The organism is Ensifer sp. ENS09 (genome assembly GCF_014852425.1).
GTDB lineage: Bacteria > Pseudomonadota > Alphaproteobacteria > Rhizobiales > Rhizobiaceae > Ensifer.
Genome location: NZ_JACVBP010000004.1, coordinates 462534 through 489028, shown reverse-complemented (window position 1 = coordinate 489028; position 26495 = coordinate 462534). Strand labels below are relative to the sequence as shown.

The 26495-nt window shown below is 64.1% G+C and carries 19 protein-coding genes; 7 read left to right on the top strand and 12 right to left on the bottom strand.

Going from position 1 to position 26495, the window contains the following annotated elements:
• Positions 1–96 precede the first annotated feature (96 nt).
• The 7 genes from IB267_RS22580 to IB267_RS22550 form a co-directional block, all read right to left on the bottom strand.
• Positions 97–828, bottom strand: a complete 732-nt coding sequence (locus IB267_RS22580) for a DeoR family transcriptional regulator (RefSeq protein ID WP_192449666.1) — start codon at positions 826–828, stop codon at positions 97–99.
• A 232-nt stretch (positions 829–1060) separates the two neighbouring features.
• Entirely contained in the window at positions 1061–2863 is a 1803-nt protein-coding gene (locus tag IB267_RS22575) for an aminopeptidase P family protein (protein WP_192449665.1), read from the bottom strand.
• Positions 2864–2887: 24 nt separating this feature from the next.
• Complete coding sequence (locus tag IB267_RS22570) at positions 2888–3901, bottom strand: ABC transporter ATP-binding protein (RefSeq protein ID WP_192449664.1); 1014 nt, start codon at positions 3899–3901, stop codon at positions 2888–2890.
• Positions 3898–4911 (bottom strand): ABC transporter ATP-binding protein, encoded by a 1014-nt coding sequence (locus tag IB267_RS22565; RefSeq protein ID WP_192449663.1) that lies wholly within the window; start codon positions 4909–4911, stop codon positions 3898–3900. The genes IB267_RS22570 and IB267_RS22565 overlap by 4 nt, the downstream gene beginning before the upstream one ends.
• A 1-nt stretch (position 4912) precedes the next feature.
• Positions 4913–5782, bottom strand: coding sequence for an ABC transporter permease (locus IB267_RS22560; RefSeq protein WP_192449662.1), 870 nt, complete (start codon positions 5780–5782; stop codon positions 4913–4915).
• On the bottom strand, positions 5779–6720 hold the full coding sequence (locus IB267_RS22555; protein ID WP_192449661.1) for an ABC transporter permease: 942 nt from the start codon (positions 6718–6720) through the stop codon (positions 5779–5781). The genes IB267_RS22560 and IB267_RS22555 overlap by 4 nt, the downstream gene beginning before the upstream one ends.
• A 63-nt stretch (positions 6721–6783) precedes the next feature.
• Positions 6784–8361 carry an ABC transporter substrate-binding protein gene (locus IB267_RS22550; protein ID WP_192449660.1) on the bottom strand — a complete coding sequence of 526 codons (1578 nt, stop codon included), beginning with the start codon at positions 8359–8361 and terminating at the stop codon, positions 6784–6786.
• A gap of 227 nt (positions 8362–8588) precedes the next feature.
• Between IB267_RS22550 and IB267_RS22545 the strand changes: the two genes are divergently transcribed.
• Entirely contained in the window at positions 8589–9209 is a 621-nt protein-coding gene (locus IB267_RS22545; protein ID WP_192449659.1) for a helix-turn-helix domain-containing protein, read from the top strand.
• A 70-nt stretch (positions 9210–9279) separates the two neighbouring features.
• Here IB267_RS22545 and IB267_RS22540 read toward each other — a convergent pair whose 3' ends face one another.
• Entirely contained in the window at positions 9280–10311 is a 1032-nt protein-coding gene (locus IB267_RS22540) for a proline racemase family protein (protein ID WP_192449658.1), read from the bottom strand.
• Positions 10312–10603: 292 nt separating this feature from the next.
• Between IB267_RS22540 and IB267_RS22535 the strand changes: the two genes are divergently transcribed.
• The 3 genes from IB267_RS22535 (at position 10604) to pbpC (ending at position 19027) form a co-directional block, all read left to right on the top strand.
• A complete protein-coding gene (locus tag IB267_RS22535; RefSeq protein ID WP_192449657.1) occupies positions 10604–11269 on the top strand; it encodes a GntR family transcriptional regulator in 666 nt (221 codons plus the stop codon).
• Between the two features lie 217 nt (positions 11270–11486).
• Positions 11487–16937: an alpha-2-macroglobulin family protein gene (locus IB267_RS22530; protein WP_192450026.1), complete on the top strand. Its 5451-nt coding sequence runs from the start codon at positions 11487–11489 to the stop codon at positions 16935–16937.
• Positions 16938–16945: 8 nt separating this feature from the next.
• A complete protein-coding gene (pbpC, locus tag IB267_RS22525) occupies positions 16946–19027 on the top strand; it encodes a penicillin-binding protein 1C (RefSeq protein WP_192449656.1) in 2082 nt (693 codons plus the stop codon).
• On the opposite strand, the gene IB267_RS22520 is transcribed toward pbpC, so the two are convergent.
• A complete protein-coding gene (locus IB267_RS22520) occupies positions 19017–20723 on the bottom strand; it encodes a hybrid sensor histidine kinase/response regulator (protein ID WP_246810790.1) in 1707 nt (568 codons plus the stop codon). The genes pbpC and IB267_RS22520 overlap by 11 nt on opposite strands.
• A gap of 160 nt (positions 20724–20883) precedes the next feature.
• Here IB267_RS22520 and IB267_RS22515 point away from each other — a divergent pair, with 160 nt between their 5' ends.
• The 3 genes from IB267_RS22515 to hpaH all read left to right on the top strand — a co-directional run bounded on the left by IB267_RS22515 (position 20884) and on the right by hpaH (position 23242).
• Positions 20884–21543: a response regulator transcription factor gene (locus tag IB267_RS22515; RefSeq protein ID WP_192449654.1), complete on the top strand. Its 660-nt coding sequence runs from the start codon at positions 20884–20886 to the stop codon at positions 21541–21543.
• Positions 21544–21751: 208 nt separating this feature from the next.
• Positions 21752–22366: a LysE family translocator gene (locus IB267_RS22510; RefSeq protein ID WP_192449653.1), complete on the top strand. Its 615-nt coding sequence runs from the start codon at positions 21752–21754 to the stop codon at positions 22364–22366.
• A 72-nt stretch (positions 22367–22438) separates the two neighbouring features.
• A complete protein-coding gene (gene hpaH / locus IB267_RS22505; protein ID WP_192449652.1) occupies positions 22439–23242 on the top strand; it encodes a 2-oxo-hept-4-ene-1,7-dioate hydratase in 804 nt (267 codons plus the stop codon).
• Between the two features lie 39 nt (positions 23243–23281).
• On the opposite strand, the gene IB267_RS22500 is transcribed toward hpaH, so the two are convergent.
• From IB267_RS22500 to hyi, 3 genes are all read right to left on the bottom strand, one after another.
• Positions 23282–24550 carry a glycerate kinase gene (locus IB267_RS22500; protein ID WP_192449651.1) on the bottom strand — a complete coding sequence of 423 codons (1269 nt, stop codon included), beginning with the start codon at positions 24548–24550 and terminating at the stop codon, positions 23282–23284.
• A gap of 173 nt (positions 24551–24723) precedes the next feature.
• Positions 24724–25608, bottom strand: coding sequence for a 2-hydroxy-3-oxopropionate reductase (locus IB267_RS22495; RefSeq protein ID WP_192449650.1), 885 nt, complete (start codon positions 25606–25608; stop codon positions 24724–24726).
• A gap of 5 nt (positions 25609–25613) precedes the next feature.
• Positions 25614–26429: a hydroxypyruvate isomerase gene (hyi, locus tag IB267_RS22490; protein WP_192449649.1), complete on the bottom strand. Its 816-nt coding sequence runs from the start codon at positions 26427–26429 to the stop codon at positions 25614–25616.
• Positions 26430–26495 lie beyond the last annotated feature (66 nt).

The following is a 26495-nucleotide window of genomic DNA, read 5'->3' as shown; positions in this document are numbered from 1 at the left end:
CTATCGAATTTTTGTGACTATTCCATCAAGAACAGAGAGTGTCAAGCGAGACACTGCCGTTTTGACGATTTCGTAATATTTTTGCGGATGCCGCCATCACAGGCCCGGCAGCTGCGTTTCGCCCTCTTCGGTGATGATAGAGCGAAAAACGCCGATTGGCGCGAAAAAAGCCGGCTTCAGCTTGCCGATCTTGCTGAGATCGACGACCAGATGGCTCTCGCGCGCCAGCGAGATGACCTTCTGCTTCACCGAAACTTCGTGGAAATGGACACAGGTCGCGCCACGCGCCGGGTCGACGCCGGCGGCTGAAAGGAAGGCGACGTTGATGCCGAGCGAATCGAGCGTCTCCAGACCGGAGTTACCGGAGAAGGACGCCGACGAGGGATGATAGACGCCACCAAGCATGACGATCCGGACATTCGGCTTATGGGTCAGCTTCTCCGCCACGTTCAGGGAGTAACATACTGCCGTTATTGAATAATTCTCGGGAATGAGGTCGACGAGATATTCGAGCGTGGTGCCGCAATCAATGAAGATCGTCTCGTCCGGGCGGATGTGGCGCGCCGCGTGGACGCAGGCCTCGCGCTTGGCGGCCGCGTGGCTGTCGGCCTCACGTGCCAGCTCATAGGGCGCGTCGCCTTCGATCTCAGACGCCGGGACGATATGTCCGCCCAGAAAGGCGAACTGTCCGGGATTGTCGGCAACGTCGCGCCGGATCGTCATTTCCGAGACGCCAAGTAGGGCCGCGGCGTCGCGCAAGTGCAGGACTCTCCGTCCTGAAAGGGCATCGGCGAGCTGGATGATGCGGGCTGTCTTGCGGCTGACCATGATTTCTTCCGTGTCCGACGTGTTCGGCAGCCGTATGCGGCGCGAACAGGTTTTGTGAAAAATATCACAAACACTCTTCTCCAAGCAAGAGGAGTCACATTGATTGAAAGCGACCGCCGCGCCGCGAACGCCGCCAGGCGGCTGATCGCCAAGAAATGACAACGGCGGGCCAACCGGCCCGCCGCTCCACTGACGTCATGTCAATCCGCGCAAAGAAGCGGACGAAACGCGATCACGCGCCGATCGGCGCCGTCCGCTCGGCAAGCCAGCCGACCGTCTCCGGCTCAAGCAAGCCGTCGAGCTCCTGCGCGACGCGACGGTGATAGGCATCAATCCAGGTCCGCTCAGCCGTCGTCAGCAGGCCGAGATCAGCGAGCCGCAGGTCGATCGGCACCAGCGTCAGGCTCCGGAAGCTCAGGAACCCGTCGCCGTCGTCCACCACCTCCACCTGGTTCTCGATGCGGATGCCGTAGGCGCCGGCCTTGTAGTAGCCCGGCTCGATCGTCGTCACCATGCCCGGCTTCAGCTCGATCTCGTTGACGCGCCGATCGAAGCGCTGCGGCTGTTCGTGTACCGAGAGAAAGTGACCGACCCCATGGCCAGTTCCGTGGTCATAGTCGAGACCGAGATCCCAGAGCGGGCGGCGGGCAAAGGCGTCGAGCTGATGGCCGAAGCTTCCCCTGGGGAATTTCAGCGACGCCATGGAGATCAGCCCCTTGAGGACGGCCGTGTAGGCGCGGCGGATCTCGTCGCTGACCGGACCGATCGCCGTCGTGCGCGTGGCGTCGGTGGTGCCGGTCAGATACTGCCCACCGGAATCGAGCAGATAGACGCCATCCTTGCGGATCAGCCCGTTGCTCGCCTCGGTGGCTGCATAATGGCACATGGCCGCGTGGCCGCCGGCCGCCGAAATCGACCGGAAGCTCGGCTCGACGAAGCTTTCGGCCATCTGGCGATAGGCGAGGATGCGCTCTTCCGCTTCCAGTTCGCTCACCGGTTTGCCGCTCGCCTCCCGTTCTGCGGCGTGCCGCTCGAGCCAGGCAAAGAAGCGAACCCAGGCGGCGCCATCCAGACGGTGACAATCCCGGAAGCCCGCAAGCTCGGTCGCGTTCTTATGCATCTTGGCGAGCGTGATCGGGCTCTTCGCGAGCTGCACGGTGCCGCCTGCGGCGCGTGTGGCATGCGCGGTCGCCGACGGGGCGAATCCGGGATCGATCAAGGCGGTGCGCCCCGCCGCCATCACCGTGACACGATCAAGCAGCTGCCCAGGCTCGGCAATCTCAACATCCTCAAGCTCGAAGTCCGAGAGATCGTTCGGGAGCTTGCGATGATCGACCAGCCATTCCGTCTGCCCGGCGCGATCGAAGATCAGGAAGGATTGCGGCATCGGGTTGAAGGCGACGTCGCGGCCACGGACATTGAGGAACCAGGCGATATTGTCCGGCTGCGCTTCGATCAGGAGGTCGGCTCCCTGCTCCGCCAGCATGGCGGCGATGCGGCGCTTCTTCTCAGCAACGCTCTCGCCGGAATTGGCGACCGGGAAGGCGGTGATCTTGCCGAGCGGCTTTTCCGGCTGGTCGGTCCAGATCGCATCGACAAGGTCCCCATCGACAGGCATCCAGACGCCGCCGGCCAGTTCGACCGAACGGCTGCAATCTGCATCCCAGGTGGACGGCAAAAGCATGGCGTTGAAACCGACACGTTCGCCCTTGCGCAGATTGTTCTTCAGCCAATCCTTGAGCGGAGCGTCATAGAAGTGCTCGATCGTGAAGGTGCCGAGATCCACTTCGTCTCGCACCTGCACCTGGTAGCGACCATCGACGAAGATCGCTGCACGGTCGCGCATGACGATCGCCACGCCGGCCGAACCGGTAAACCCGGAGACGAAGGCCAGGCGATGGTCATGCGGCGCGCAATACTCGCCCTGATGTTCGTCGAAGCGCGGCACGACGTAGCCGTCGAGCCTGGTTTCCGCAAGTTTGCGGCGTAGCGCGCCGATGCGGCCGGAGATGTCCGGCCTTGCTCTCGTATCCATGATGTCTTTCCTATCGAGTGAGTTTCAGGCGTCGCCGACCGTCTCGGCGAAATGGCAGGCGGTCATGCCGGATCCGACCGGACGCAGCGCCGGCTTTTCGTGGCGGCAAAGCTCGGTCGCGTGCGGGCAACGCACGTGAAAGGGGCAGCCGGGCGGGATGGCGAGCGGGCTCGGCAGCTCGCCCGACAGCGCCGGCGCACGACGCCTGGCGCCCGGGTCGAGCGACGGTGCGGCCGCAAGCAGCCCCTTGGAATAGGGATGCATCGGCTTCGAAAACAGCGCCTCTGACGGGCCGATCTCGACGATGGCGCCGAGATAGATGACGGCGACGCGGTGCGAGACATGGCGCACGAGGCGAAGGTCGTGCGCGACGAACAACACCGTCAGGCCGAGCTCGTCCTGAAGCTCGATCAGCAGATTGACGACCTGCGCCTGCACCGAAACGTCGAGTGCCGAGACCAATTCGTCCGCGACGAGACAGGTCGGCTCCAGCGACAGCGCCCGCGCAATGCCGATGCGCTGCCGCTGGCCACCGGAGAATTCATGCGGGAACTTGTCCGCGGCTCCATCGGGCAACCGCACGAGCTCGAGCAGCTCGTCCACCCTGCGGTCGATCGCCGCACCCTCGCGCATGCGGTGCACCGTGATCGCCTCTCGCAGGGTATCGCGCACGGTCATGCGCGGATTGAGCGAGGTGTAGGGGTCCTGGAACATCATCTGGACGCGCCGGTTGTAGGCGCGCCGCCGTGCCCCCTTGAGGCCCACGACACTCTCGCCCTCAAACAGGATATCGCCTGATGTCGGCCGGCGCAGGCCGGCGATCAGGCGCGCGAGTGTCGACTTGCCGCAGCCGGACTCGCCGACGATCCCGAGCGTCTCGCCGGGCATCACATCGAGATCGATGCCGTTGACCGCCGAGACGACCTGCTGCGGGCGCCGGGCCAGCGTGTCCGACAACGAACGCCGTTTCTCGAACTGGATCGATAGCGCACGGAGCGAGAGCAAGGGAGCGCCGCTGGTTGACATAGGCATAGTCATTGCGCCGCCTCCCGCGGTCCGAAATGCGCTTGGGCATCCTCAAGATGATGGCAGGCAACGAGCCGCGACGAGCCGATCGCTTCGAGCGACGGGCGACGATCGGGACATTCACGCCCAGCGACCGGACAGCGGGCGCTAAAGGCGCAGCCGGGCGGCAGCGCGTTTAGCGCCGGCGGCGCACCGGGGATCGAATAGAGCGGCGTTCGCGGGGCGACGTCGCGCGGAATCGAACGCAGCAAGCCCAGGGAATAGGGATGGCGCGCATCGGCGATCACATCCGTCGTCGTGCCGACTTCGCAAAGCCTGCCGCCATACATGACGGCGACACGATCGCAGGTTTCGGCAACGACGCCCATGTCGTGGGTGACGAGGATCACCGCCATGCCGAGATCGCGGCTCAGCGACTGGATGAGCCTGAGGATCTGGTCCTGAATGGTGACGTCGAGCGCCGTCGTTGGTTCGTCCGCCAACAGCAGCTTTGGGTTGGAGGCGAGCGCAATCGCGATCATCACCCGCTGGCGCATGCCGCCGGAAAACTCGTGCGGGAAATCGTCGAGACGATTGCGCGCCCCGGGAATGCCCACGAGATCGAGCAGTTCGATCGCCCGCGCCTTCCTCGCCCTTGCATCGAGATCCGTGTGCGCCACGAGGTTTTCCGAGATCTGCAGGCCAACGGTCAGCAGCGGATTGAGCGACGACATCGGCTCCTGAAAGATCATCGCGATCTCGCGGCCCCGGATGCGCCGGAGACGCGTCTCCTCGAGCGGAACGAGGTCGCGGCCGTTCCAGAGGATTTCACCCGAGACGCGCCCGCGTGGCCTTATGATGCCAAGGATCGAGCGCAGCGTGATGCTCTTGCCCGAGCCGGATTCACCGACGAGCCCAAGGATTTCCCCCTGCCCCACCTGGAACGACACATCGTCCACCGCCACCAGCGGCCGCTCGCGCGGGCCGAACTCGGTGCGAAGGTGTCTGACGTCGAGCACGAGGGGTTTTTCTGTCGTTCCCATCTCAGCGTCCCTTCGGTCGAAGCAGATCGGCAAGCGCGTCGCCGACGAGGCTGAAGCCGAGCCCGGTCAGAACGATGGCGATGCCCGGCATCAGGCTCATCCACCAGGCCGTCATCAGGAAGTTGCGGCCCTCGGCGATCAGGACACCCCATTCGGCGGCCGGCGGCTGCGCGCCGAGGCCGAGATAGCCGAGCGACGAGCCGAGCAGGATCGCGAGCGCCATGTCGGTCATCCAGTAGACGAGGATCGGCGAGATCGCGTTCGGGAGCAGGTGGCGGAAGATGATGCGGCGATCGGAATAGCCGAGCACCCGGCCGGCGGCGGCATAGTCGTTGGCCTTCTGCGCCATGATTTCTGCGCGCGTCAGCCGGGCGTAATAGACCCAGTTCACCGCCGTGATCGCCACATACATGTTGACGAGACCGGGGCCGAGGACGGCGACGATCGCGATCACCAGCACCAGGAACGGAAAGGTGATGATCGCATCGACGCAACGGCCGAAGATCACGTCGGCGATACCGCCGTAATAGCCGACGAACGCGCCGACGGTGAGCCCGATCAGGAGCGCGAAGATCGTCGCGAAGAAGGCCATCTGCATATCGACCCGATAGGCCCAGATGACGCGCGAAAGCACGTCTCGGCCGAAATTGTCGGTGCCGAAGGGATGCGCAAGGCTTGGTCCCTGTTGGATCGCCTGCAGATCGAAGGCCAGCGGATCATAGGGCGCAAAGAGCTGAGGAAACAGCGCAAAGGCCAGCGACAGGCCGAGAATGGCGATGCCGATCACGAAGGACGGGCGGGCGAAAGCACGCGCCAGAAAGGCGGTCAGCCGCCCCCGCGTCCGCGCATGGGATTGCGTCAGAACCGTCATGATTGGCGAAGCCTCGGATCGAGCCAGGATTGCACGACATCCGTCAAAAGGAAGACGACGGAGACGAGCACGGCAAAGGTGAGCGTAAGGCCCTGGATCAGCGGATAGTCGCGGGCAAAGATCGCCTCCAGCATCAGCCGTCCGACACCGGGAATGGCAAAGACCGTCTCAGTCACCAAGGTGCCGCTCATCAGGTTGCCGATCGAAAGGCCGAGCAGCGTCACCGTCGAGACCAGCGCATTGCGCAGCACATGCCGGGTCATGATGATGCGCGGCGACAGGCCCTTGGCACGGGCGAATTGCACGTATTCCGCGTCGAGCACCTCGATCAGAGAGGCCCGGAGATTGCGCAGGATGATCGCCGAGGTATAGAGCGCGACGCTGAGTGCGGGCAGGATCAGGTGGTAGAGGTTGGCAAGAAAGCTCTTGCCGTAGCCGCCGACCGGAAACCAGCGCAGCTGCGCCGCAAGCACGGTCAAAAGCAAGAGCCCGATATAGAAGACGGGCATGGACAGGCCGACCTGAAAGACGCCACGGATGGCGACATCGACCGGACTGTTGACGCGCGATGCCGCGAGAAAGGCGAGTGGACCGGCAAGCAAGACCGCGAGCACGACCGAATAGAGCGCCAGGAATATCGTCGTCGGCAGCCGGCTGAGAATAACCTCGGTGACCGGCGCCTTCAGCATGATCGAACGGCCGAGATCGCCGGTCAGCGTGTTCTTGACAAAGACGAGGAACTGCATCGGCAGCGGCTGGTCGAGACCGAGATTGTGCCGGATCTGTTCAAGCTGGGCGTCGGTCGCCTTGGCCTCGGCCATGGCGATCGCCGGGTCACCCGGCAGCATGCGCACGAGCAGGAAGATGAAGATCATTACCAACAGGAACGTCGGGATGATCTGCAGCAGCCGTGCCACGAGATAGGAAAGTGAGGGCATGGTTCCAACCTTCAACGGAAAACCGGGCGGCTTGCCGCCCGGCTCTCTCGGATCGTTCCGCTATCAGTCGGCGCGCCAGGCTTCAGAGAAGTCGTTGGCGCCGAGCGGCGTCTGGACGTAGCCTTCGATCGACTTCGACACGGCGACGGCAAAGGGCGTTTCGAACAGGAAGAGCAGCGGCGCTTCCGCCGCGTAGATCTCCTGCATGCGCTTGTATTCGTCCTTGCGCTTGGCCGGATCGGTCTCGACGTTGGAGGCCTCGAACAGCGTGTTGAATTCCTGGTTGTTCCAGCCGGTGCCGACGGCCTGGCGCTGCTTATAGTAGCCGAGCCAGCCGGTCACCTGCGCCGGATCGTTGACGTCGTTCGCCCAACCGTAGGTATGGATGTCGAAGTCGCCGGACCGGTTCTTCTCGCCGCGGGTCGGGTTGTCGACCTGCTCGACCTTGAGGTTGACACCGAGCGGCGCCCACATCTGCTGGAGTGCGGTAAAAAGCGTCGCATCGTCGGCGCTGCCGGCAAGCGTGGTAAGCTTCACCTCGAAGCCGCCGCTGAGACCGGCTTCCGCCAGCAGCTGCTTGGCCTTTTCCGGATCATAGGGATAGAGCGGCTCGGGGCCATAGTGAAGCTGCGTCGCCGCCGACATCAGCGAGGTCATCGGCTTACCCGTATCGAAGGTCACGAGCTTGATCAGCACGCTCTTGTCGGTCGCATAGTTCAGCGCCTGGCGCACCTTGGCGTCGGCAAGCGGGTTCTTCGATCCGTCCTTCGTCGTCTCGCGCGTGTTGATCGGCGCGTAGACGATGCGGGTCGAGGGGAAGAGCTCCATCTTCAGGTTCGGATCGGCACCGAGTTCGCCGACGCGGGCAAACGGAATGAACTCGGCGGCATCGACCTCGCCGGCCTGCAGCTTGAGGATACGGGTCGCATCGTCAGGAATGACGAGGAATTCCACTCGGTCGAGATAGGGCAGCGGCTTGCCGTCTTCGCCCTGGCGCCAGTAGTTCGGGTTGCGCTCGAAGCTCATGCTCGAGCCCTGCACATGGCTCTTCATCACGAAGGGGCCAGATGTCACCGGACCGGCCGAGAAGAAGGCCCGCGCCTTTTCCTGGTCGGTGGCACCTGCCGCCTTTTCGAAGGCCGCCTTCGGCATGATACCGGTGTTGAAAGTCGCAAGGATCGAGATGATCGTCGGGTCGGGGTTCTTCAGCGACACGGTGATCTTGTTGCCATCGGTCGTGACCTTGTCGACCGCGCCGAGCAGCCCGGCCCAGGGGCCGAGTTCGGCATTGCGCGCCCGGTCGAGCGAGAAGACGACGTCCGCGCCGGTCAGGTCCGAGCCGTCGGAGAACTTGAGCCCGTTTCTGAGAGCAAGGGTGATGGTCTTGCCGTCGGCCGAAACCTCGTGACCCTCGGCGAGACCCGGCACGATCGAACCGTCAGGACCGTTGCGCAGCAGCGTCTCGTAGAGACCATTGACCATCCAGAGATCGGGATTGCGGTCGGCGTAAACGGGATCGATGACGGTCGAGTCGTCGTAGCGCGCGAAGGTCATTGCGCCGCCGCGCTCGATCGCAAAGGCCGAGGTGGCCGCAAGCAGACCCAGCGTCGTGCCGAGCAGAATAGGCAATATACGTTTCATCTCACTCCTCCTTTTGACCGCAGCCGTCATCGATCGTGCGCCAAACACGTTTATTGGATATTGGATCCAATTTTTCTTAGTGTTTTTTGCCGCCGACGGATTGCCGCGAAGACGTTCTTGTAGTTCCCCTTTTCAAGAAGGCTGGCACGCGATCTGATCGGCTTGCCGAGCCAACTTTAGTTGGACTAAAGTACATCGATAGACGTGAGTCAAGCGGAAAGAAAGTCATGCCCCTGAAGATCGAAGAGGCGCTCGAAGCCCATGAAGGCGCCTCCCTCCCCGAAGCCTCGACACCCGCCTCGCTCGGGCAAATGCTCAGAGCCCGCCGCAAGGAAATCGGCAAGACCATGAAGGACGTGGCGCGCGAGGCCGGGCTGACGGAGGGCTTCATCAGCCAGATCGAGCGCGGCATTTCCACCCCGTCGCTGATCTCGCTTTACAACGTCGCCAACGCGCTCGGCACCAGCGTCGATACCTTCCTGTCGCAGCCGCCGCAGCATTCGCATTCGATGGTCTCGCATGCCGGCGAACGCCCCGGCTACAATGTCGAAACGAAAGAACGCGTCTACGAACTGATCGAGCGCGGCTTTCCGGGCGCTGCGCTCAATGGCTGCATCACCCATATGCCGCCGGGCTATGCGTCGGAACTGACCAGCCACGAGGGCGAGGATTTCCTCTACCTGATCGACGGCGAGATGCTTTACGAGATCGACGGCAGGGAATACCTGCTGAAGGCTGGCGACACGCTGCACTTCCCCGCCTCGCTGCCCCACCGCGCCCGCAATGTCGGCGCGGGACCGGCCCGCGAACTCTGGGTCGGCACAACCCGGATCATCAAGGAAGACTGAACCAGCGGAACCATCCAAAGGACTGGGCGGAAAGGTACGGGCCGCACAAGGCGGCCCGCAAGGTCAGGCCTTACTGCTTTCGCGGCCAGGTATCGGCGAGACGGTAGCCGGCCGGCCACGGATCGGCCGGGTCGAGCATCACCTGGTGGGTGCCGGTGATCCAGGCACGGCCGGAGATTTCAGGCACGATCGCCGGGCGTCCGCCGACGGTGGTTTCGCCGACGATGCGGCAATTGAAGGTCGAATCGATGATCGAGTGACCGTTGAAGCGCTGGCCGACCTTCATCAGCCCGCGCGCGTGCAGCACCGCCATGCGCGCCGAGCAGCCGGTACCGGTCGGCGAGCGGTCGAGCTTGGCCGGCTGGATGACGACCGTGTTGCGACCATGCAGAACGCCGTCCTTCTCTTCGACCGGCAGCGTCAGCTGGCAGAAGGAAATGTGGGCCCATTCCGGATTTTCCGGATGGGTGAAGCCGAGCTGTTCGTTGGCCGCGCGGGTGATCTTGATGCCGGTTTCGGCAAGTTCGCGCGCCTCGTCCGGCGTCACCGAGAAACCAAGAGCGCGGGCGTCGGTGATGACGAAGCTATCGCCGCCGTAGGCGGTATCGACGGTCAACGTGCCCAGACCCTCAACCTCGAGCTTGGCGTCCAGCTTGTCGGCAAAGGACGGCACGTTGGTGACGGTGATGCGCTCGGCTTTGCCGTTACGGCACTCAGCAACGACGTTGACCAACCCGCCCGGCGCTTCCAGCACCATGCGCGTTTCCGGCTCCTGCATCGGCACGATGCCGCTGTCGAGCAGGACGGTCGAAACGCAGATCGAGTTGGACCCCGACATCGGTGGGGTATCTTCGGGCTCCATGATGATGAAGCCCATCGTCGCGCGCGGGTCCTTCGGCGGCACAAGCAGGTTGATGTGGCGGAAGACGCCGCCGCGCGGCTCGTTGAGCACGAAATTGCGCAGCGTCTGATCTTCGGCAATGAAGCGGCGCTGTTCCCAGAGCGTGTTTCCGGGCGGCGGCGCGACGCCGCCGACGATGACGTCGCCGACTTCCCCTTCCGCGTGGCAGGAAACGATGTGAACGACCTTGCTGCTGCGCATGCCCCTTCTCCTTCGGTGCTGGTGGACGGGCGCCACCCGGGCGCGCCATGCTTTCGCACTGGCTACGCTCCGCTCTTCGCCGGAGATGATAGCGCGTCCGCGCCCGCCCGGCGAAAACAGTCATAGAAACATTGGATCCAATATACAATCTGAAATATTCGAATTTACTGCGAGAACCGAACGCGTCTGTTGCCCGGCGCCTGAATTGGACCTATGACCATTGGCCAAGCGCGCGAAAACGCTTCCGAATTCGCCGAGCCCTCACGGTTCGGCCAGCAGGATTTTGAACACGATGAAACTCGACGCCGTCGATGTCAGGCAAGCCGCCTCCGCCGCCGATATCGTCTATGAGGCCCTGCGCAAGGCGATCATCGAAGGTGACCTCGCCGAGGGCGAGAACCTGCGTCAGGACCACATCGCCCAGATGTTCAACACCAGCCGCATTCCAGTGCGCGAGGCGCTTTCGCGGCTGGAGCAGCATGGGCTGATCACCACGGAGCGCTACAAGGGTTCCGTCGTCGCCGGCCTCTCGATCGAGGAAATCGAGGAGATCTTCGAGTTCCGCGCGCTCATCGAGGCGGAGGTCATTCGGCTTGCGATACCCAATCTCGACCGCCGCACACTCGATCTTGCACGCCAGCATTGCGAGGAGTTCGAGCGGGAGGAAAATTCCGACCGCTGGGGCGAAATCAACCGCAATTTCCACTACAGCCTCTACGAGGCAGCCCGTCGCCCCTATTACCTGCAGATTGTCCGCGCCTCGCTCGATCGCATCGACCGTTACCTGCGGGCGCAGCTGACGCTGACCTCGGGCGTTGCGCGCGCGCGCCGCGAACACAAGGCGATACTGGATGCCTGCATTGCTCGCGACGCGGAGCGAGCCAGCGCCTTGACGCGTGACCATATCCTCGACGCCGGTCGCTCGCTGACCGTCTTCCTGAGAGACCAACGAGGCTAGCGGCGCGGTTTTCCCGTGGCTTTGGCCGACCATCATAATAGTTTGATTTACATATCGTTTTATCGTGTTTCATTCCGGATCGATGTTCGATCTTTCACAGCAGTGCTCCCGCTGAAATTGCGCCGCACGTCGACTGCTCTTCAGTTGACAAGCGGGGCGGAAGCCTGAAAAGTGAAGCCTCTATCGAGACCGGCAGCGTTGGGAGGACTTGATGTCTGTGCGCGCGTTTTTCGGCCTTTCCACCCTTTTCCTGTCGCTTGTGACCGCCGGCGTACCCGCCGTTGCCCAGGAGAGTGGACGGCAGATCGAGATCACCAAGGACGGCGACTATTTCGGTTTCGACCTCAGGACCGAACAGAACGTCTCGCTCGACGAATGCCAGCAGACATGCATCGCGGACCAGTCCTGCCGCGCGTTCACCTACAATCCCAAGGTCAAGTGGTGCTTCCTCAAGTCCGATTATAACCAGCTCAACACTTTCCCCGGCGCGATTGCCGGCAAGGTCGTGCAGCCGCAAGCCACACAAGCCGATATCGGCGCACCGCCGCGCCTGAATTTCCTGTCGGATCAACTGCTGCAGGACGCCCGCAACACCAAGGCCAATCTGGCGCTCGCCGACGACCAACAGGGCATGGGCGTCAATACGCTCATCGACATGGCGCGCGGTCAGGCCGGCATGGGCAATATCGAGAATGCGTTGAAGGCCTTCCAGGGCGCGCTGGCGATCAATCCGGATGACGGCGAACTCTGGCTGGAGGCGGCGCGCACCGCGAACCGCATCACCAACAATTCAAGCGTATCGATCCAGGCGGCCATCGCCGCGATCAACGGCTATGAACTCACCCGCACCACCGAGAGCCGTGCGCATGCGCTCGCCGTCATGGCGAAATCGCTGGAAGGCGCCGAGAATTTCCGCGCCGCATTGAACGCCTACAAAGCGAGCCTCGAATTGGTGAAGGCGAAATCGGTCGAGGCGGCCTATCTCGACCTCAAGCAGCGCAAGGGCTTCCGCGTCGTCGAACATACGATCGATTCCGACGCTGCGACGCCGCGCGCCTGCGTGCAGTTCTCCGAGCAGCTTCTAAAGAGCGGCGCCGACTATGCCTCGTTCGTCACCGTCAATGGTGCTGCGCCAAAGGCGCTTGAGGCCAAGGGCGACCAGATCTGCATCGAGGGCCTTTCGCATGGCGAACGCTACAAGCTGACCGTTCGCACCGGCCTGCCTTCCACCGTCGACGAAGTGCTCGAAGCGCCCGTGACCCTCGATATCTATGTCGCTGACCGTGCGCAGATGGTGCGCTTCACCGGCGACAGCTTCGTGCTGCCGTCGACCGCGCGCCGCGGCATCCCGCTCGTCTCCGTCAACACCGACAGCGCCAAGCTGAAACTCTACCGCGTCGGCGACCGCAGCATCGCCCAGGTGCTGCAGAGCTCGCAGTTCCTGACGCAGCTCGATGGCTACAGCGCCCAGCGCATCGAGGATGAGATCGGCGAACTCGTCTGGCAGGGCTCGATCGATATCGAGCGTGACGTCAACAAGGAGGTTGTCACCAGCTTCCCGGTCGACGAGGCGCTGCCCCAGCGCAAACCCGGCGTCTATGTGCTCACCGCCGCGCCGACAACCGGCGTCAGCCAGGAATGGGACGCGCGCGCGACACAGTGGTTCGTCGTTTCCGATATCGGCATCTCCACCTATGCCGGCACCGACGGGTTGAACGTCTTCGTGCGTTCGCTTGCCACAGCCGAGCCGATCGAAGGCGTAGAACTGCAGCTCGTCGCCAAGAACAACGAGATCCTCGGCACGGCCGTGAGCGATGACGACGGCCGCGTCACCTTCACCGCCGGCCTGATCCGTGGCACGGCCGGCCTGACGCCTGCGGTGATCACGGCCAAGAAGGGCGAAGACGATTACGTCTTCCTCGACATGAGCCGCGCCGGCTTCGACCTTTCCGACCGCGGCGTCACCGGACGCGCGGCGCCCGGCGCCATCGACATTCTCGCCTGGACCGAACGCGGCATCTACCGCGCCGGCGAAACCGTGCATGCGGCAGCGCTTGCCCGTGACGTCGACGGCATGGCGATCGAAAACCTGCCGCTCACCTTCGTCTTCCTCCGCCCGGATGGTGTCGAATACCGCCGCATGACCAGCGCCGGTGGCAAGCTTGGAGGCCATACACTCGAACTCGACACCCAGGCAAACGCCATGCGCGGCACCTGGACGATGCAGATCTTCACCGATCCGAAGTCGCCTGCGATCGGCGAGAAGCAGTTCCTGATCGATGACTTCGTGCCGGATCGCACCGAATTCGACCTCACCAGCGACGCCAAGGAAATCGCTGTCGGCGAGACGGCGAGTGTGGCGGTCGACGGGCGCTATCTCTATGGCGCGCCGGCTGCCGGGCTCGAACTCGAAGGCGAAGTGACGATCAAGCCGACGCGCGAAAATGCCGCCTTCAAGGGCTATTCCTTCGGTCTCGCCGATGAAGAGGCTAGTGAAGACACGCGCCTGCCGCTCGAAGAGCTTTCGTCGCTCGACGAGGAAGGCAAATCCAGCTTCGACGTCCTCATCGACGAAGTCCCCTCGACCACGCAGTTGCTTAATGCCACGGTGACCGTTCGCATGCGCGAAGCCGGTGGCCGCGCCGTCGAGCGCTCGCTGAAACTGCCGGTGCGCGCCGAAGGCCCAATGCTCGGCATCAAGCCGGAATTCGAAGGCGAACTGGCTGAGAACTCGGTCGGCAAGTTCCGCATCATCGCCGTCGATCCGGCCGGTGCCAAGCTCGCCATGCCCGGGGTCCTCTGGAAGCTGATCAGCGTCGAGCGGAACTATCACTGGTACCGCGACGGCAGCGCCTGGAAGTACGAACCCGTCGTCACCACCAAGCAGGTGGCCAACGGCAGCGTCGATCTGACGGAAGACGGCGGCGACATCTCCGTGCCCGTCGGTTGGGGGCGGTATCGCCTGGAAGTCGAGACGGCCGCGGTCGATGGCCCGACCTCGAGCCTCGAATTCGACGCCGGCTGGTACGTTGCCGCCACCTCGACGGAAACGCCTGACGGCTTGGAAATCGCGCTCGACAAGGAGAAATACGCAGTCGGCGACACGGCCAAGCTCAAGGTCTCGCCGCGTTTTGCCGGTGAGCTGCTGGTGACCGTCGGTACCGAGAACCTGATCACGACGCAGACGGCATCGATTGCCGCGGAGGGCGGCGAAGTCGAGCTGCCGGTCACCGACGCCTGGGGCGCCGGGGCCTATGTCACGGCCACGCTCTATCGGCCAGGCGACGCCCAGGAAAGCCGCATGCCGATGCGCGCCATCGGCATCAAGTGGCTTTCGGTCGATCCGGCCGATCGCGTACTTGCCGTCACGCTCGGTGCGCCCGAGAAGATGGAGCCGCGCCAGCCGCTCGATATCAGCCTTCAGGTTGCCGGTGCCGGCGCCAATGAAGAAGCCTATGTGACGATCGCCGCCGTCGACGTCGGCATCCTCAACCTCACCCGCTACGAGCCGCCGAACCCCGAATCCTGGTATTTCGGACAGCGCCAACTCGGCCTTGAAATCCGCGACCTCTACGGCCGCCTGATTGACGGCTCGCTTGGCGCGACCGGAAAACTGCGCACCGGCGGCGACGGCGGCCAGGTGGCACTTCAGGGCAGCCCGCCCACGGAAAAGCTGGTCGCCTTCTTCGAAGGGCCGGTTCAGCTCGACGGCGACGGCAAGGCAACGGTTAGCTTCGACATTCCGCAGTTCAACGGTACGGCGCGGCTGATGGCCCTCGCCTGGACGAAATCCGGTGTAGGCCACGCCACGCGCGACGTGGTGATCCGCGATCCGGTCGTCGTCACAGCCAGCCTGCCGCGGTTCCTGGCACCCGGAGACCGGTCGGACCTCAGGCTCGATATCGCCAACACCGACGCACCAGCCGGCGACTACCAGATCCATGTGACGACCAGCGGCCAAGCGACCGTCGAGCAACCGGGCACGGGCAGCACCGTCACTCTGGACCAGGGCGGCCGCTCCTCGATCATCTTGCCGGTGGTCGGGCAATATCCCGGCAGCGGCGTCGTCACAGTGGCACTGACCGGCGCCAACGGCCTTTCGCTCGAGCAGTCGCTCGACCTGCTCGTGCGTCCGGCAACCCTGCCGGTGACTGAGCGGCGGGTGGTATCGATCGCGCCGGGAAGCAGCCTGACGGTCGACGGGCAGTTGCTCGCCGACAGCATCCTGCAGGGCGCCTCGGTCAACCTCAGCGTCACCCGCTCCGCCGCCTTCGACATGCCGGCGCTGCTGATGACGCTCGACCGCTATCCCTACGGCTGCACGGAGCAGACGACCAGCCGCGCGCTGCCGTTGCTCTACCTGAGCGAGCTCGCCAAGCAGTCAGGACTTGCCGACGACGAGGGCGTGACGAAACGGGTACAGGAGGCAATCTACCGCGTGCTCTCCAACCAGTCCTCGTCGGGCAGCTTCGGCCTTTGGGGGCCGGGCTACGGCGACCTGTGGCTCGACGCCTATGTCACCGATTTCCTGACCCGGGCCCGCGAGCAGAAATACGACGTGCCGGAGGCCGCGATGGTTCAGGCGCTCGAAAACCTGCAGAACGGCGTCAGTTACGACACCAATGCCAAGGATCGCGGCAACGAGATCGCCTATGCGCTCTACGTGCTTGCCCGCAATCGCAAGGCGGCGATCAACGATCTTCGCTATTACGCTAACACGCTGATCAACGACTTCCCGACGCCGCTCGCCAAGGCCCATATCGCCGCAGCGCTTTCGCTGTATGGCGATGCTCAAGGGGCGCAGGACACGTTTGCCAACGCGGCGAACATGTCGACGGGTCTCGTCAATGTCAGCCTGTCGCGCTCCGACTACGGCTCGTCGCTGCGTGACGGCGCGGCAGTACTGGCGCTCGCGGCCGAAAGCCGACCGGTCCCGCCGATCGTTCCGGAGCTGTCGAAAATGGTCGCCCGCGAATGGGAACAGAAGACCTATACCAGCACCCAGGAACAGGCCTGGATGCTGCTTGCCGCCCGCGCCATCCAGAATGGCGACGAGGACATGGCGCTCGACGTCAACGGCGCATCGAAGACCGGCAGCTATGCCGCCCAGATGACGGGCGACGCGCTCATCACCCATCCGGTGGTGATCCGCAACCAGGGGGCAGATCCGGTCTCGGCCGTGGTCACCACGGTGGCCGCCCCAGCCCAACCGCTTTCGGCCGGCGGTGACGGCTTCACCATCGAGCGCACCTACTACACGCTCGACGGTGCCGAGGCGAACGTCATGGAAGCGCGGCAGAACGAACGCTACGTCGTCGTGCTGAAGGTCACGGAAGCCAACGATTGGCCGTCGCGCGTGCTGGTTACCGACCTTCTGCCGGCCGGTTTCCAGATCGACAATCCGAGCCTCGTCGACAGCGCACAGCTCAGCAATCTCGAGTGGCTCGGTGAAATCACCGCGACCCACACGGAATTCCGCAACGACCGCTTCGTCGCAGCACTCGACCGCAGCATCGGATCCGGCCGCGAAGTTACGCTCGCCTATGTCGTGCGCGCGGTAACACCGGGCACCTACGATCATCCGGCCGCAACCGTCGAGGACATGTACCGGCCGCAGCTTTCGGCCCGCACAGCGACCGGGCGCATGGAGGTGCTGGCGGCGCAATAGGCAAAATCATGTCGATTGGGCGCAAACTGCTGATCGCCTTGCCCGTCTGCCTGCTTCTGACGGGGCTGACGGGCTTTGCGATCGAGAAGGCTGACGAGGCCTTCCCGCCACCGCTTGGCGAGGCGGACGTCGTGTCGCGCGAGGTGGACGACGCCAACGGACAGCTCTTGCGCGCCTTCGCAACGCCGGATGGTCTCTGGCGGTTGAAGACGACCGTCGACGATGTCGATCCGCAGTTCCTGAAGATGCTGATCGCCTACGAGGACCAGCGTTTCGAGGAGCATTCCGGTGTCGATCTGCTGGCGCTCGGCCGCGCTGCTTTGCAATTCGTCAGCAACGGCCGGATTGTCTCGGGCGCTTCGACGCTCTCAATGCAGGTCGCCCGCCTCATCGAGCCACGGCAGCAGCGCTCGATCACCGCCAAGCTGCTGCAGATCGCCCGCGCGATCCAGATCGAGCGACGGTTATCCAAGGACCAGATCCTCAATCTCTATCTCACCCACGCGCCCTATGGCGGCAACATCGAGGGCGTGCGCGCCGCAAGCCTCTCCTGGCTCGGCAAGGAGCCGAAACGGCTGACGGCCGGCGAGGCGGCTCTGCTCGTCGCCCTGCCGCAACTGCCGGAAAAGCGCCGACCGGACCGCAACCATGCCGCCGCCGTCGCTGCGCGCGAACGGGTGCTGACGCGGCTTGCGGTTGCCGATGTGATCGGAGACGGCGAAGCGGAGCGCGCGATCGCCACCTCCGTCCCGTCGCGCCGGCTGCAGCTTCCCGCCTATGCCGCCCATCTCGCCGAGAGGGCGTTGCGCAAGGCCCCGCAGGCAGTTCGGCACCAGACAAGCTTGCGCCTTGCCGTCCAGCGCAACCTCGAGGCCGTGGCGAGGGAAGGCGCTGCCAAGCTCGGACCGAAAGTTTCGGTCGCCATGCTGATGGCCGATGCGAAGAACGGCGAGATCGTCGCTTCGGTCGGATCCGCCGACTATTTCGATGCGAGCCGCTCCGGCTGGATCGACATGACCCGCATCACGCGCTCGCCGGGCTCAACCCTCAAGCCGTTCATCTATGGTCTTGCCTTCGAAGAAGGGCTCGTCAGCCAGGAGACGATCATCGAGGATCGACCGGCCGACTTCTTCGGTTATCGCCCGCGCAATTTCGACATGAGCTACCAGGGTGATGTCAGCGTGCGCGAAGCGCTGCAATTGTCGTTGAACGTACCGGCAATCCGCCTTCTCGACGCGGTCGGTCCGGCCGAACTGATGATGCGCTTTCGCCGTGGCGAGGTGAAGCCGGCGCTTCCTGCCGGCGAAGCACCAGGCCTTGCGATCGGTCTTGGCGGCGTCGGGCTCTCGTTGCGCGATCTCGTGCAGCTCTATGCGGCGCTTGCCAATCGCGGCTTCCCGCTCCGGCTCGGCGACGGCGTCGAGGGCAAGGCCGACCTGATCGAAGCGGAGCCGGTGCTTTCGCCGGTCGCCGTCTGGAATGTCTCCGACGCGCTTTCTGGCGTCTTGCCGCCCGCCGGCAGCCGCCAGCGCGGCATCGCCTACAAGACCGGCACCAGCTATGGCTACCGCGATGCCTGGTCGGTCGGCTACGACGGCCGCCATGTGCTCGGAGTCTGGGTCGGACGACCTGACAATGGCGCCGTTCCTGGCCTGACCGGCTATGGCAGCGCCGCTCCCATTCTCTTCGAAGGCTTCGCCAAATCTGGCTTCGGCATCACACCGCTGCCCGATGCGCCGGCCGGAGCGGTCCGCATTTCTCAAGCCGAACTGCCGATCAGCCAGCGCCGCTTCTCATTGACAGCAAGCGGCCTCGTCAACGCTTCGGCCCGCGAGCCGGCCCCGCAGATCGTGTTTCCGCCCGAGGGTGCGCGCGTCGAGCTCGGCGCGGATCACCAGACACTCTCGCCGCTGACACTCAAGCTCCAGGGCGGACGCGCACCATTCCGCTGGCTTGCCAACGGCAAGCCACTACCGGAACTCACCCGCAGGCGGGTGACGCAGTGGCAACCGGACGGAGCCGGCTATTCGACGCTGACGGTGATCGATTCCGTCGGGCGCGCCGCCAGCGTGCGCGTCTTCATCGAGTGACGGTGCGGACCTCGCGCGCTGCGTCGTCAGGTCGCTCGGCGAGAAGCATTTCGATCTCGTCTTCGAGCCGCACCGCATCGAGCGGCTTGTGCAGGAGACGGTGGCCGCTTGCGGTCACTTCCTTCAGCCGCGCCGGCGAGGTATCGCCGGAAAGGATCAGCACCGGCACCTCCCACCCAAGATAGGCTCTGATCTCCCGGATTGCTTCGATCCCGGTCTTGCCGGCCTCAAGGCGGTAGTCGGTGATGACGAGATCGACCGGCGCCTCTCCCAGGCGCGCAGCCTTCTCAAGCTCCGTTCGGGCCGCCGCGGCCGAACGCCCGGCATAGACGGCATAGCCGAGCGTGCGGAGCAGCAGCGCCGTGGCATCCAGTGCGTCGCGTTCGTCGTCGATGACGACGATACCTCCTTGCTGGGTCGCGGCAGTCGGGTGGGCGCGTCCGGGCTTTGCCAGCGAAGGCGGTGAGACCACCGGCAAAGTGATGGAGAACATCGAACCGCGCCCCTCCGTCGAGACCACCCGAACCGGATGGCCGAGCAGTACGGCGGTGCGCTGGACGATGGCAAGGCCGAGCCCGAGCCCTTGCGATCGATCGCGCGCCGGGTTTTGAAGCTGTACGAACTCCTCGAAGATCGCCTCCTGCTCGGACGCCGGGATGCCGACGCCGGTGTCCCAGACCTGCACCTCCACCGCAGCAGCGCGCCGCCGGCAGCCGATCAATACCGTCCCGGTGCGGGTGTAGCGGAAGGCGTTGGACAGCAGGTTGTCGAGGACACGCTTCAGCATCATCGGATCGGTATCGACCCAGACATCCGTCATGACCACGCGCCAACCGAGATCCTGGTCTTTGGCGATGCCGGAGAACTCGTCCTTGAGATCGGAGAGCAACCGCCGCAAGGATAGCGGCTCGCGCGCGACGGTGACGATGCCTGCATCGAGCTTGGAAATGTCGAGCAGCGCGTCGAGCAGACCGCCGAGACTGCCGACGACCGAGCGCGCGCGGTCGGCGAGATCGCGGGCGCTCTTCGCCGGAACGTCACCGTTTCGGCCGAGCGCTGCCAACGTCGAGATGAAGAGGCTCAGCGCGTGGATCGGCTGGCGCAGATCGTGGCTTGCAGCAGCGAGGAACCGCGACTTCGAACGATCGGCACTTTGCGCCTTGTCGCGCTCTTCCTGGAGGCTGGTAATCAGCGACAGGTTCTCGAAGCGCAGCCGCACCGTTTCGGCGAGCGTCCTGTGGGTGACCCGGCTGTAGTAGAGATCGACGCCGAAGAGGCAGATGGTGAAGATCAGATAGGTGTCGTAGATCGGCCCCTCGCCGAGGAAGCAACGGATGGCGAAAGGCAGCAGGATCGCGACCAGCGAACCGGCATAGGCGAGCGGAAAGGCAGACAGCGACGGCACCGCGCCGCTGGCAATGCCGGTGATCACGATGCAGATGAAGGCAAGCGTCTGCGGCTCGTCCGGATGGAAGGCAAACCACCCGAGCGCGCCCCAGAGGCCGCTGGAAGCCCACGAAAGCAGCGTGAAGCGCCAAGCCCATAGCCTCCAGTCCCGCGTCCGCGCTTCATCCGCCTGCCGCCTGTATCGCCAGTCGAGAAGAATGCGGGCGAATGTCAGCAGATAGAGTGCGGCACCCCAGGAAAGCAGCAGATCCCAGGATGCGAGGTCACGCAGAACATAAGCAACCGGCAATGGAATTGCGAAATTGGCGAAAAGCACCGCGTAAGATTGACGAAATAATAAGCCTATCAGGAGAGGTTGCAGGTGTTCGCGAGTCTCCATTGCCGCTCCTCTCTCGATGCAACGCGGATATCCGCGGAGAATTGCCTGAATTCGATGAAGGATTGCTTACATGCGCAAACTGCTGACGATCGTGGTGGCAGACGATCACGCCATCGTTCGCGAGGGCCTGAAGCTGCTGCTCTCCACCATGGACCACGTATCGGTGGTTGCGGAAGCGGCCGACGGCGAGACGCTTACGACCATCGTGCGCGCCAGCAGTCCTGATCTGGTGATCCTCGACCTCGGCATGCCGGGGGTTGCCGGCGTGCAGTTCATCAACGAACTCCGGGCGGTCGCGCCGCGCATGAAGATCCTGGCGCTGACCGCAAACATCGAGCCGCGAACCGTGCGAGCCGTGATCGCGGCCGGGGCCAGCGGTTACCTGACGAAGACCGGCGACCCGGCCGAACTGAATGCAGCACTCGATGCAATGCTCAGAAACGAAATTTATCTCAGCCAATCGGTTCGTTTCGCCATCGACGATCCCCGCAGCCACCAGCCGCCGCCGACAACCGATACGGCGCTCTCCCCTATTCCGCTCACCCGCCGCGAGATGCAGATCCTCTCTCTCGCCGCGCAAGGGCTGACAGCGCGCGAAACCGCCGATCGCCTCGGTATCAGCCCGCTGACCGCCCGCAAGCATCGTGAAAACCTGATGCGCAAGCTCAGCCTGCACAATGCGGCGGAGATCGCCGCCTATGCGGTGCGTATCGGCCTGCCGATCGGCTGACGTCCCGCCTTCTTTCCTCAATCCGCGACGGTCATCTTCCCTTAACCACGGCAAAACGGACCGGCCTTCGCCAACGCCGAAATACGGCACCTGCCGTATGTCAATCGGATACAACCAAGCGTAGTTCTCCCGCTCTATCGCGCTACCGAGATAGTTCGACGCCAAGACGTCGGCCCGGGGCGTTCCGGCTATTTCGGGAGGAGCCGCCATGCCGTCGCTGGAGGATTGGATTTCGTTCGCACTGGCAACGGCGATTTTCGCCTTCATGCCGGGTCCTGCCATTCTCTACATGACGGCGCAGACGTTGGCGCATGGCCGCAAGGCCGGCCTCCTGGCGGCGCTCGGCATTCATATCGGCTGCTACGTCCACATCGCCGCCGCGGCGCTCGGGCTTGCCGCCCTGCTTCACCATGCACCGCTTCTCTATGGGGCGATAAAGCTTGCCGGCGCCGTCTATCTGGTCTGGCTCGGCGCGACCATGCTGCTCGGGGTCGGCAAACATGCCGCCCACGCCGATGCTGCGAAACCCGGCGTCCTGCGCGACAGCATCGTGGTGGAGGTCCTCAATCCCAAGACCGCCTTGTTCTTCGTGACCTTCCTGCCGCAGTTCGTCGATCCGGCCGTGGCGATGCCGATGTCGCTGCAGTTCCTGATGTTCGGCCTGCTGGTGAACCTTGCCCTGTCGGTCGCCGATATCGCGGCCGTCTTCCTCGCCTCCTTCACGCTCGGTCGGCTGGCCGGCAGCGCCGGCAATCTTGTTCCGCGCGCCTGCGGTTCGATCCTCATCGGCCTCGGCCTGATGCTGGCGAGCCAACCGATCTGATCGCCCAAAGACGGTGCGCGCGCCGGGCGCCACCTTGGTGTATCCTCAAAGACGCTGAATTCAGGGGGCACCATGCTGAATGCAACCGAGATCGCCAAGGCCGCCGAGAGCCTGCATCAGGCCGAGCGCGATCGAAAACAGATCGGGCTCCTCTCGCTCAAGCATCCCGAAATGACGGTCGACGACGCCTATGCGATCCAGGCTGCCCTGATCCGGCGCAAACGTGACGACGGCCACCGCATCATCGGCTGGAAGATCGGGTTGACCTCCAACGCCATGCAGCAGGCGCTCGGCATCGACACGCCGGATTCCGGCGTGCTCTTCGACAACATGCTGTTTGATGACGGCGCAAGCATCCCCGCCGACCGCTTCATCCAGCCGCGCGTCGAAGCGGAGATCGCCTTCATCATGAAAACCGGGCTCAAGGGTCCGCGCGTCAACATCGTGCAGGTGCTGAACGCCACGGACTATGTAATGCCGGCGCTGGAGATCCTCGACAGTCGCATCGTCCGCACCGATCCGAAGACAAAGAAGGCGCGCATCCTCGTCGACGCGATCGCTGACAATGCCGCCAATGGCGGTCTCATCCTCGGCGGCCGGGCCGTGCGTCCCGATACGGTCGACATGCGCTGGATGGGGGCGATCGTCTCGCGCAACGCCGTGATCGAGGAGACCGGACTTGCGGCCGGCGTGCTCAACCATCCGGCCCGCGGCATTGCCTGGCTCGCCAACCGGCTGGCGCAATGCGGCGACGCGATCGAGCCTGGCCAGATCGTACTTTCGGGCTCGTTCGTCCGCACCCTCGAAGCCAAGAGCGGCGACACGATCGTCGCCGATTTCGGCGTCTACGGCTCAGTGAGTTGCCACTTCGCGTGAAATGGCTAGCGGCAGGCTATTGCACCCGCCACGCGCGTATCACTGCACCAGGATGGCGCGGAAATCGTTGACGTTGGTGCCGGTCGGCCCCGGCTTGAAGAGATCGCCCAGCGCGTCGAAAGCCGACCAGCTGTCGTTCTTCTGCAGAAATGCCGCCGCATCCAGCCGTTGCGCCACAAGGCGGGCGATCGTCGTGTCGTCGGCAAAGGCGCCGGCATTGTCCTCGGAGCCGTCGATGCCGTCGGTATCAGCGGCCAGCGCCGAGACGCCCTTGGCGCCGTCGATGCCAAGCGCCAGCGCCAGCAGGAACTCGCTGTTGCGGCCACCCTTGCCCTTGCCGCGGATGGTGACGGTCGTCTCTCCACCCGAGAGAACGACGACCGGTTTGGTGAACGGCCGACCACGGCCGGCGACTTCGCGGGCGATCGCCGCGTGCACGCCGCCAACGTCGCGCGCCTCGCCTTCGATCGCATCGGAAAGAATGATCGCCTCGATGCCCGCGGCACGCGCCTCGGCAGCCGCAGCCTCAAGCGAGACGGAAGCGGATGCGATGAGCCGGACTTCGTTGCGGGCAAAACGCGGATCGTCAGGAGATGGCGCGGCGCTATCTGGGCTGTTGATCCAGGACATAACCTTGGCTGGCAGGTCCAGACTGTAGCGCTCGATCAGCGTCAGTGCATCTTCGCGCTTGCTGGCGTCCGCCAGCGTCGGGCCGGAGGCGACCAGCGCCGGGTCGTCGCCCGGAATATCGGAAACGATCAGCGAGACGACCTTGGCCGGATAGGCTGCAGCGGCCAGGCGACCGCCCTTGATCATCGAGACGTGCTTGCGCACGGCATTCATGGCGCTGATCGGCGCGCCGGAGGCAAGCAGCGCACGGTTAACCGCAATCTCGTCTTCGAGCGTCAGGCCGGGCGGAGGCGAAGGCAGAAGCGCCGAGCCGCCACCGCAGACGAGCGCGACGACAAGATCATCCTCCGTCAGGCCACTGACTTCAGCGAGCAAGCGCTTCGAGGCCAGCAGGCCGTTTTCATCCGGCAGCGGGTGCGACGCTTCCAGAACTTCAATTTTCTCGCAAGGGGCAGCATAGCCATAGCGCGTGACGACCACACCCGAGAGCGGGCCATCCCAATGCCGCTCGAAGGCCGCCGCCATCTGGCCGGCACCCTTGCCGGCCCCAACCACCACCGTGCGCCCTTTCGGTCGCGCCGGCAGGTTGGCGGCAATCACCTTCTCCGGATCAGCCGCGGCAACGGCCGAGGTGAACAGCGCTTCGAGGAAACGGCGTGGATCGGTGATGGCTGGCATTGGTCTCCCCCTGGAGGATGTCGCGTCGCTCCATCCTTAAATGTCATCCCAACCCAAATCACGGTTGGAACCTAATGAAAGTCTCGGGCGGCGGTTCCTCCGACCGCCGCCCGGACGCATGACCGGCCCGGAACAATGGGACGCCGGACGAGTCATGCGCATTCAAGGTCGCCTCACGCGACCTGGTGGTTCGCCATGCGCTCCAGCGCCCGAACGAGGCCGGAGTGGTCGAGACCGCTGTCGCCGTTGGCGGCGCAGTTGTTGAAGAGTTCCTGCGTTGCCGCCGTGTTCGGCAGCGAGATGCCGAGCGACTTTGCACCCTGGAGCGCCAGGTTCAGGTCCTTCTGGTGCAGCGAGATGCGGAAGCCCGGATCGAAGGTGCGCTTGATCATACGTTCGCCGTGCACTTCGAGAATGCGTGAGGAGGCGAAGCCGCCCATCAACGCTTCGCGAACACGCGCCGGATCTGCACCGGCCTTGGACGCGAAGACGAGGGCTTCGGAAACCGCCTCGATCGTCAGCGCGACGATGATCTGGTTGGCGACCTTGGTGACCTGGCCGTCTCCGCAGTCACCAACGAGCGTGATGTTCTTGCCCATCAGCTTCAACAGCGGCAGGGCGCGGTCGAAGCTTTCCTGGCTGCCGCCCGCCATGATCGACAGCGAGGCGTTCTTGGCGCCGACTTCGCCGCCGGAGACCGGGGCATCGATGTATTCGGCACCGGTCTCGCGAACCTTCTTGGCGAATTCCTTCGTCTCGATCGGCGAAATCGAACTCATGTCGATGACGAGCTTGCCCTTGGAAAGGCCGTAGGCAACGCCGTGTTCGCCGAAGAGAACATCCTTGACCTCAGGGGTATCCGGCAGCATCAGGATGATGGTGTCGACGGTCTCGGCGAGCGCCTTCGGCGAGTCGACGAACTTGAGGCCGTTGTCGAGCAGCTCCTGGCGCGGCGGGATGACGAACTTCGAGGTGACGATGGTGTGGCCGGCATCCTGCAGGTGGCGCGCCATCGGCGTGCCCATGATACCCAGTCCAATGAAACCGATTGTTGCCATGGTGCTTAGCTCCTGATCTTGATGATGTCTGCGGATTGGGTGCGCTGGCGCTCGGCGCCGAGCCAGCCGAGGCCCTCGGCCGTCGTGGTGCGCGGCTTGTATTCGCAGCCGATCCAGCCGTCGTAGCCGGCCGCTTCCAGCGCGTCGAAGACGAAGGGATAGTTGATCTCGCCGGTGCCCGGCTCGTTGCGGCCCGGATTGTCGGCAAGCTGGACATGAACGATGCGATCGGCAAAGCGCTTGTAGGTGCCGATCAATTCGCCCTGCGTGCGCTGCTGGTGGTACAGGTCGTACTGGATGAACAGGTTGTCGCTGCCGACCTCCTCGATGATCGAAGCCGCCTGCTCGACCGTGTTGAGGTAGAAGCCCGGAATATCGAAGTCGTTGATCGGCTCGATCAAGAGGCGAATGCCCTGCTTGCCGAGTTCGCTCGCGGCAAGCTTGAGGTTGGCGACCAGCGTGTCGCGCAGCACCTGTTCAGAGACACCGTGAGGCGCGATGCCAACCAGGCAGTTGACCTGCTTGCAATCGAGTGCCGTCGCATAATCGATGGCGCTGGCGACACCTTTGCGGAACTCGTCGACCCGATCCGGCAGGATGGCGATGCCGCGCTCGCCGCTCGCCCAGTTGCCAGCCGGCAGGTTATGCAGAACCTGCGTCAGGCCATGGCGCTGAAGCTCGGCGCGCAGGCTTACCTTCTCGAATTCGTAGGGAAACAGATATTCCACGCCCTCGAAGCCGGCCTTGGCAGCAAGGGCGAAACGATCGAGGAACGGCACCTCGTTGAACAGCATTGTCAGGTTCGCAGCGAACTTCGCCATGCGATGTTTCCTCCTTGTGTTTGTCTTGTGAGCGATGCGGGCGGCGGAGCGCCCGCATCTCCTCAG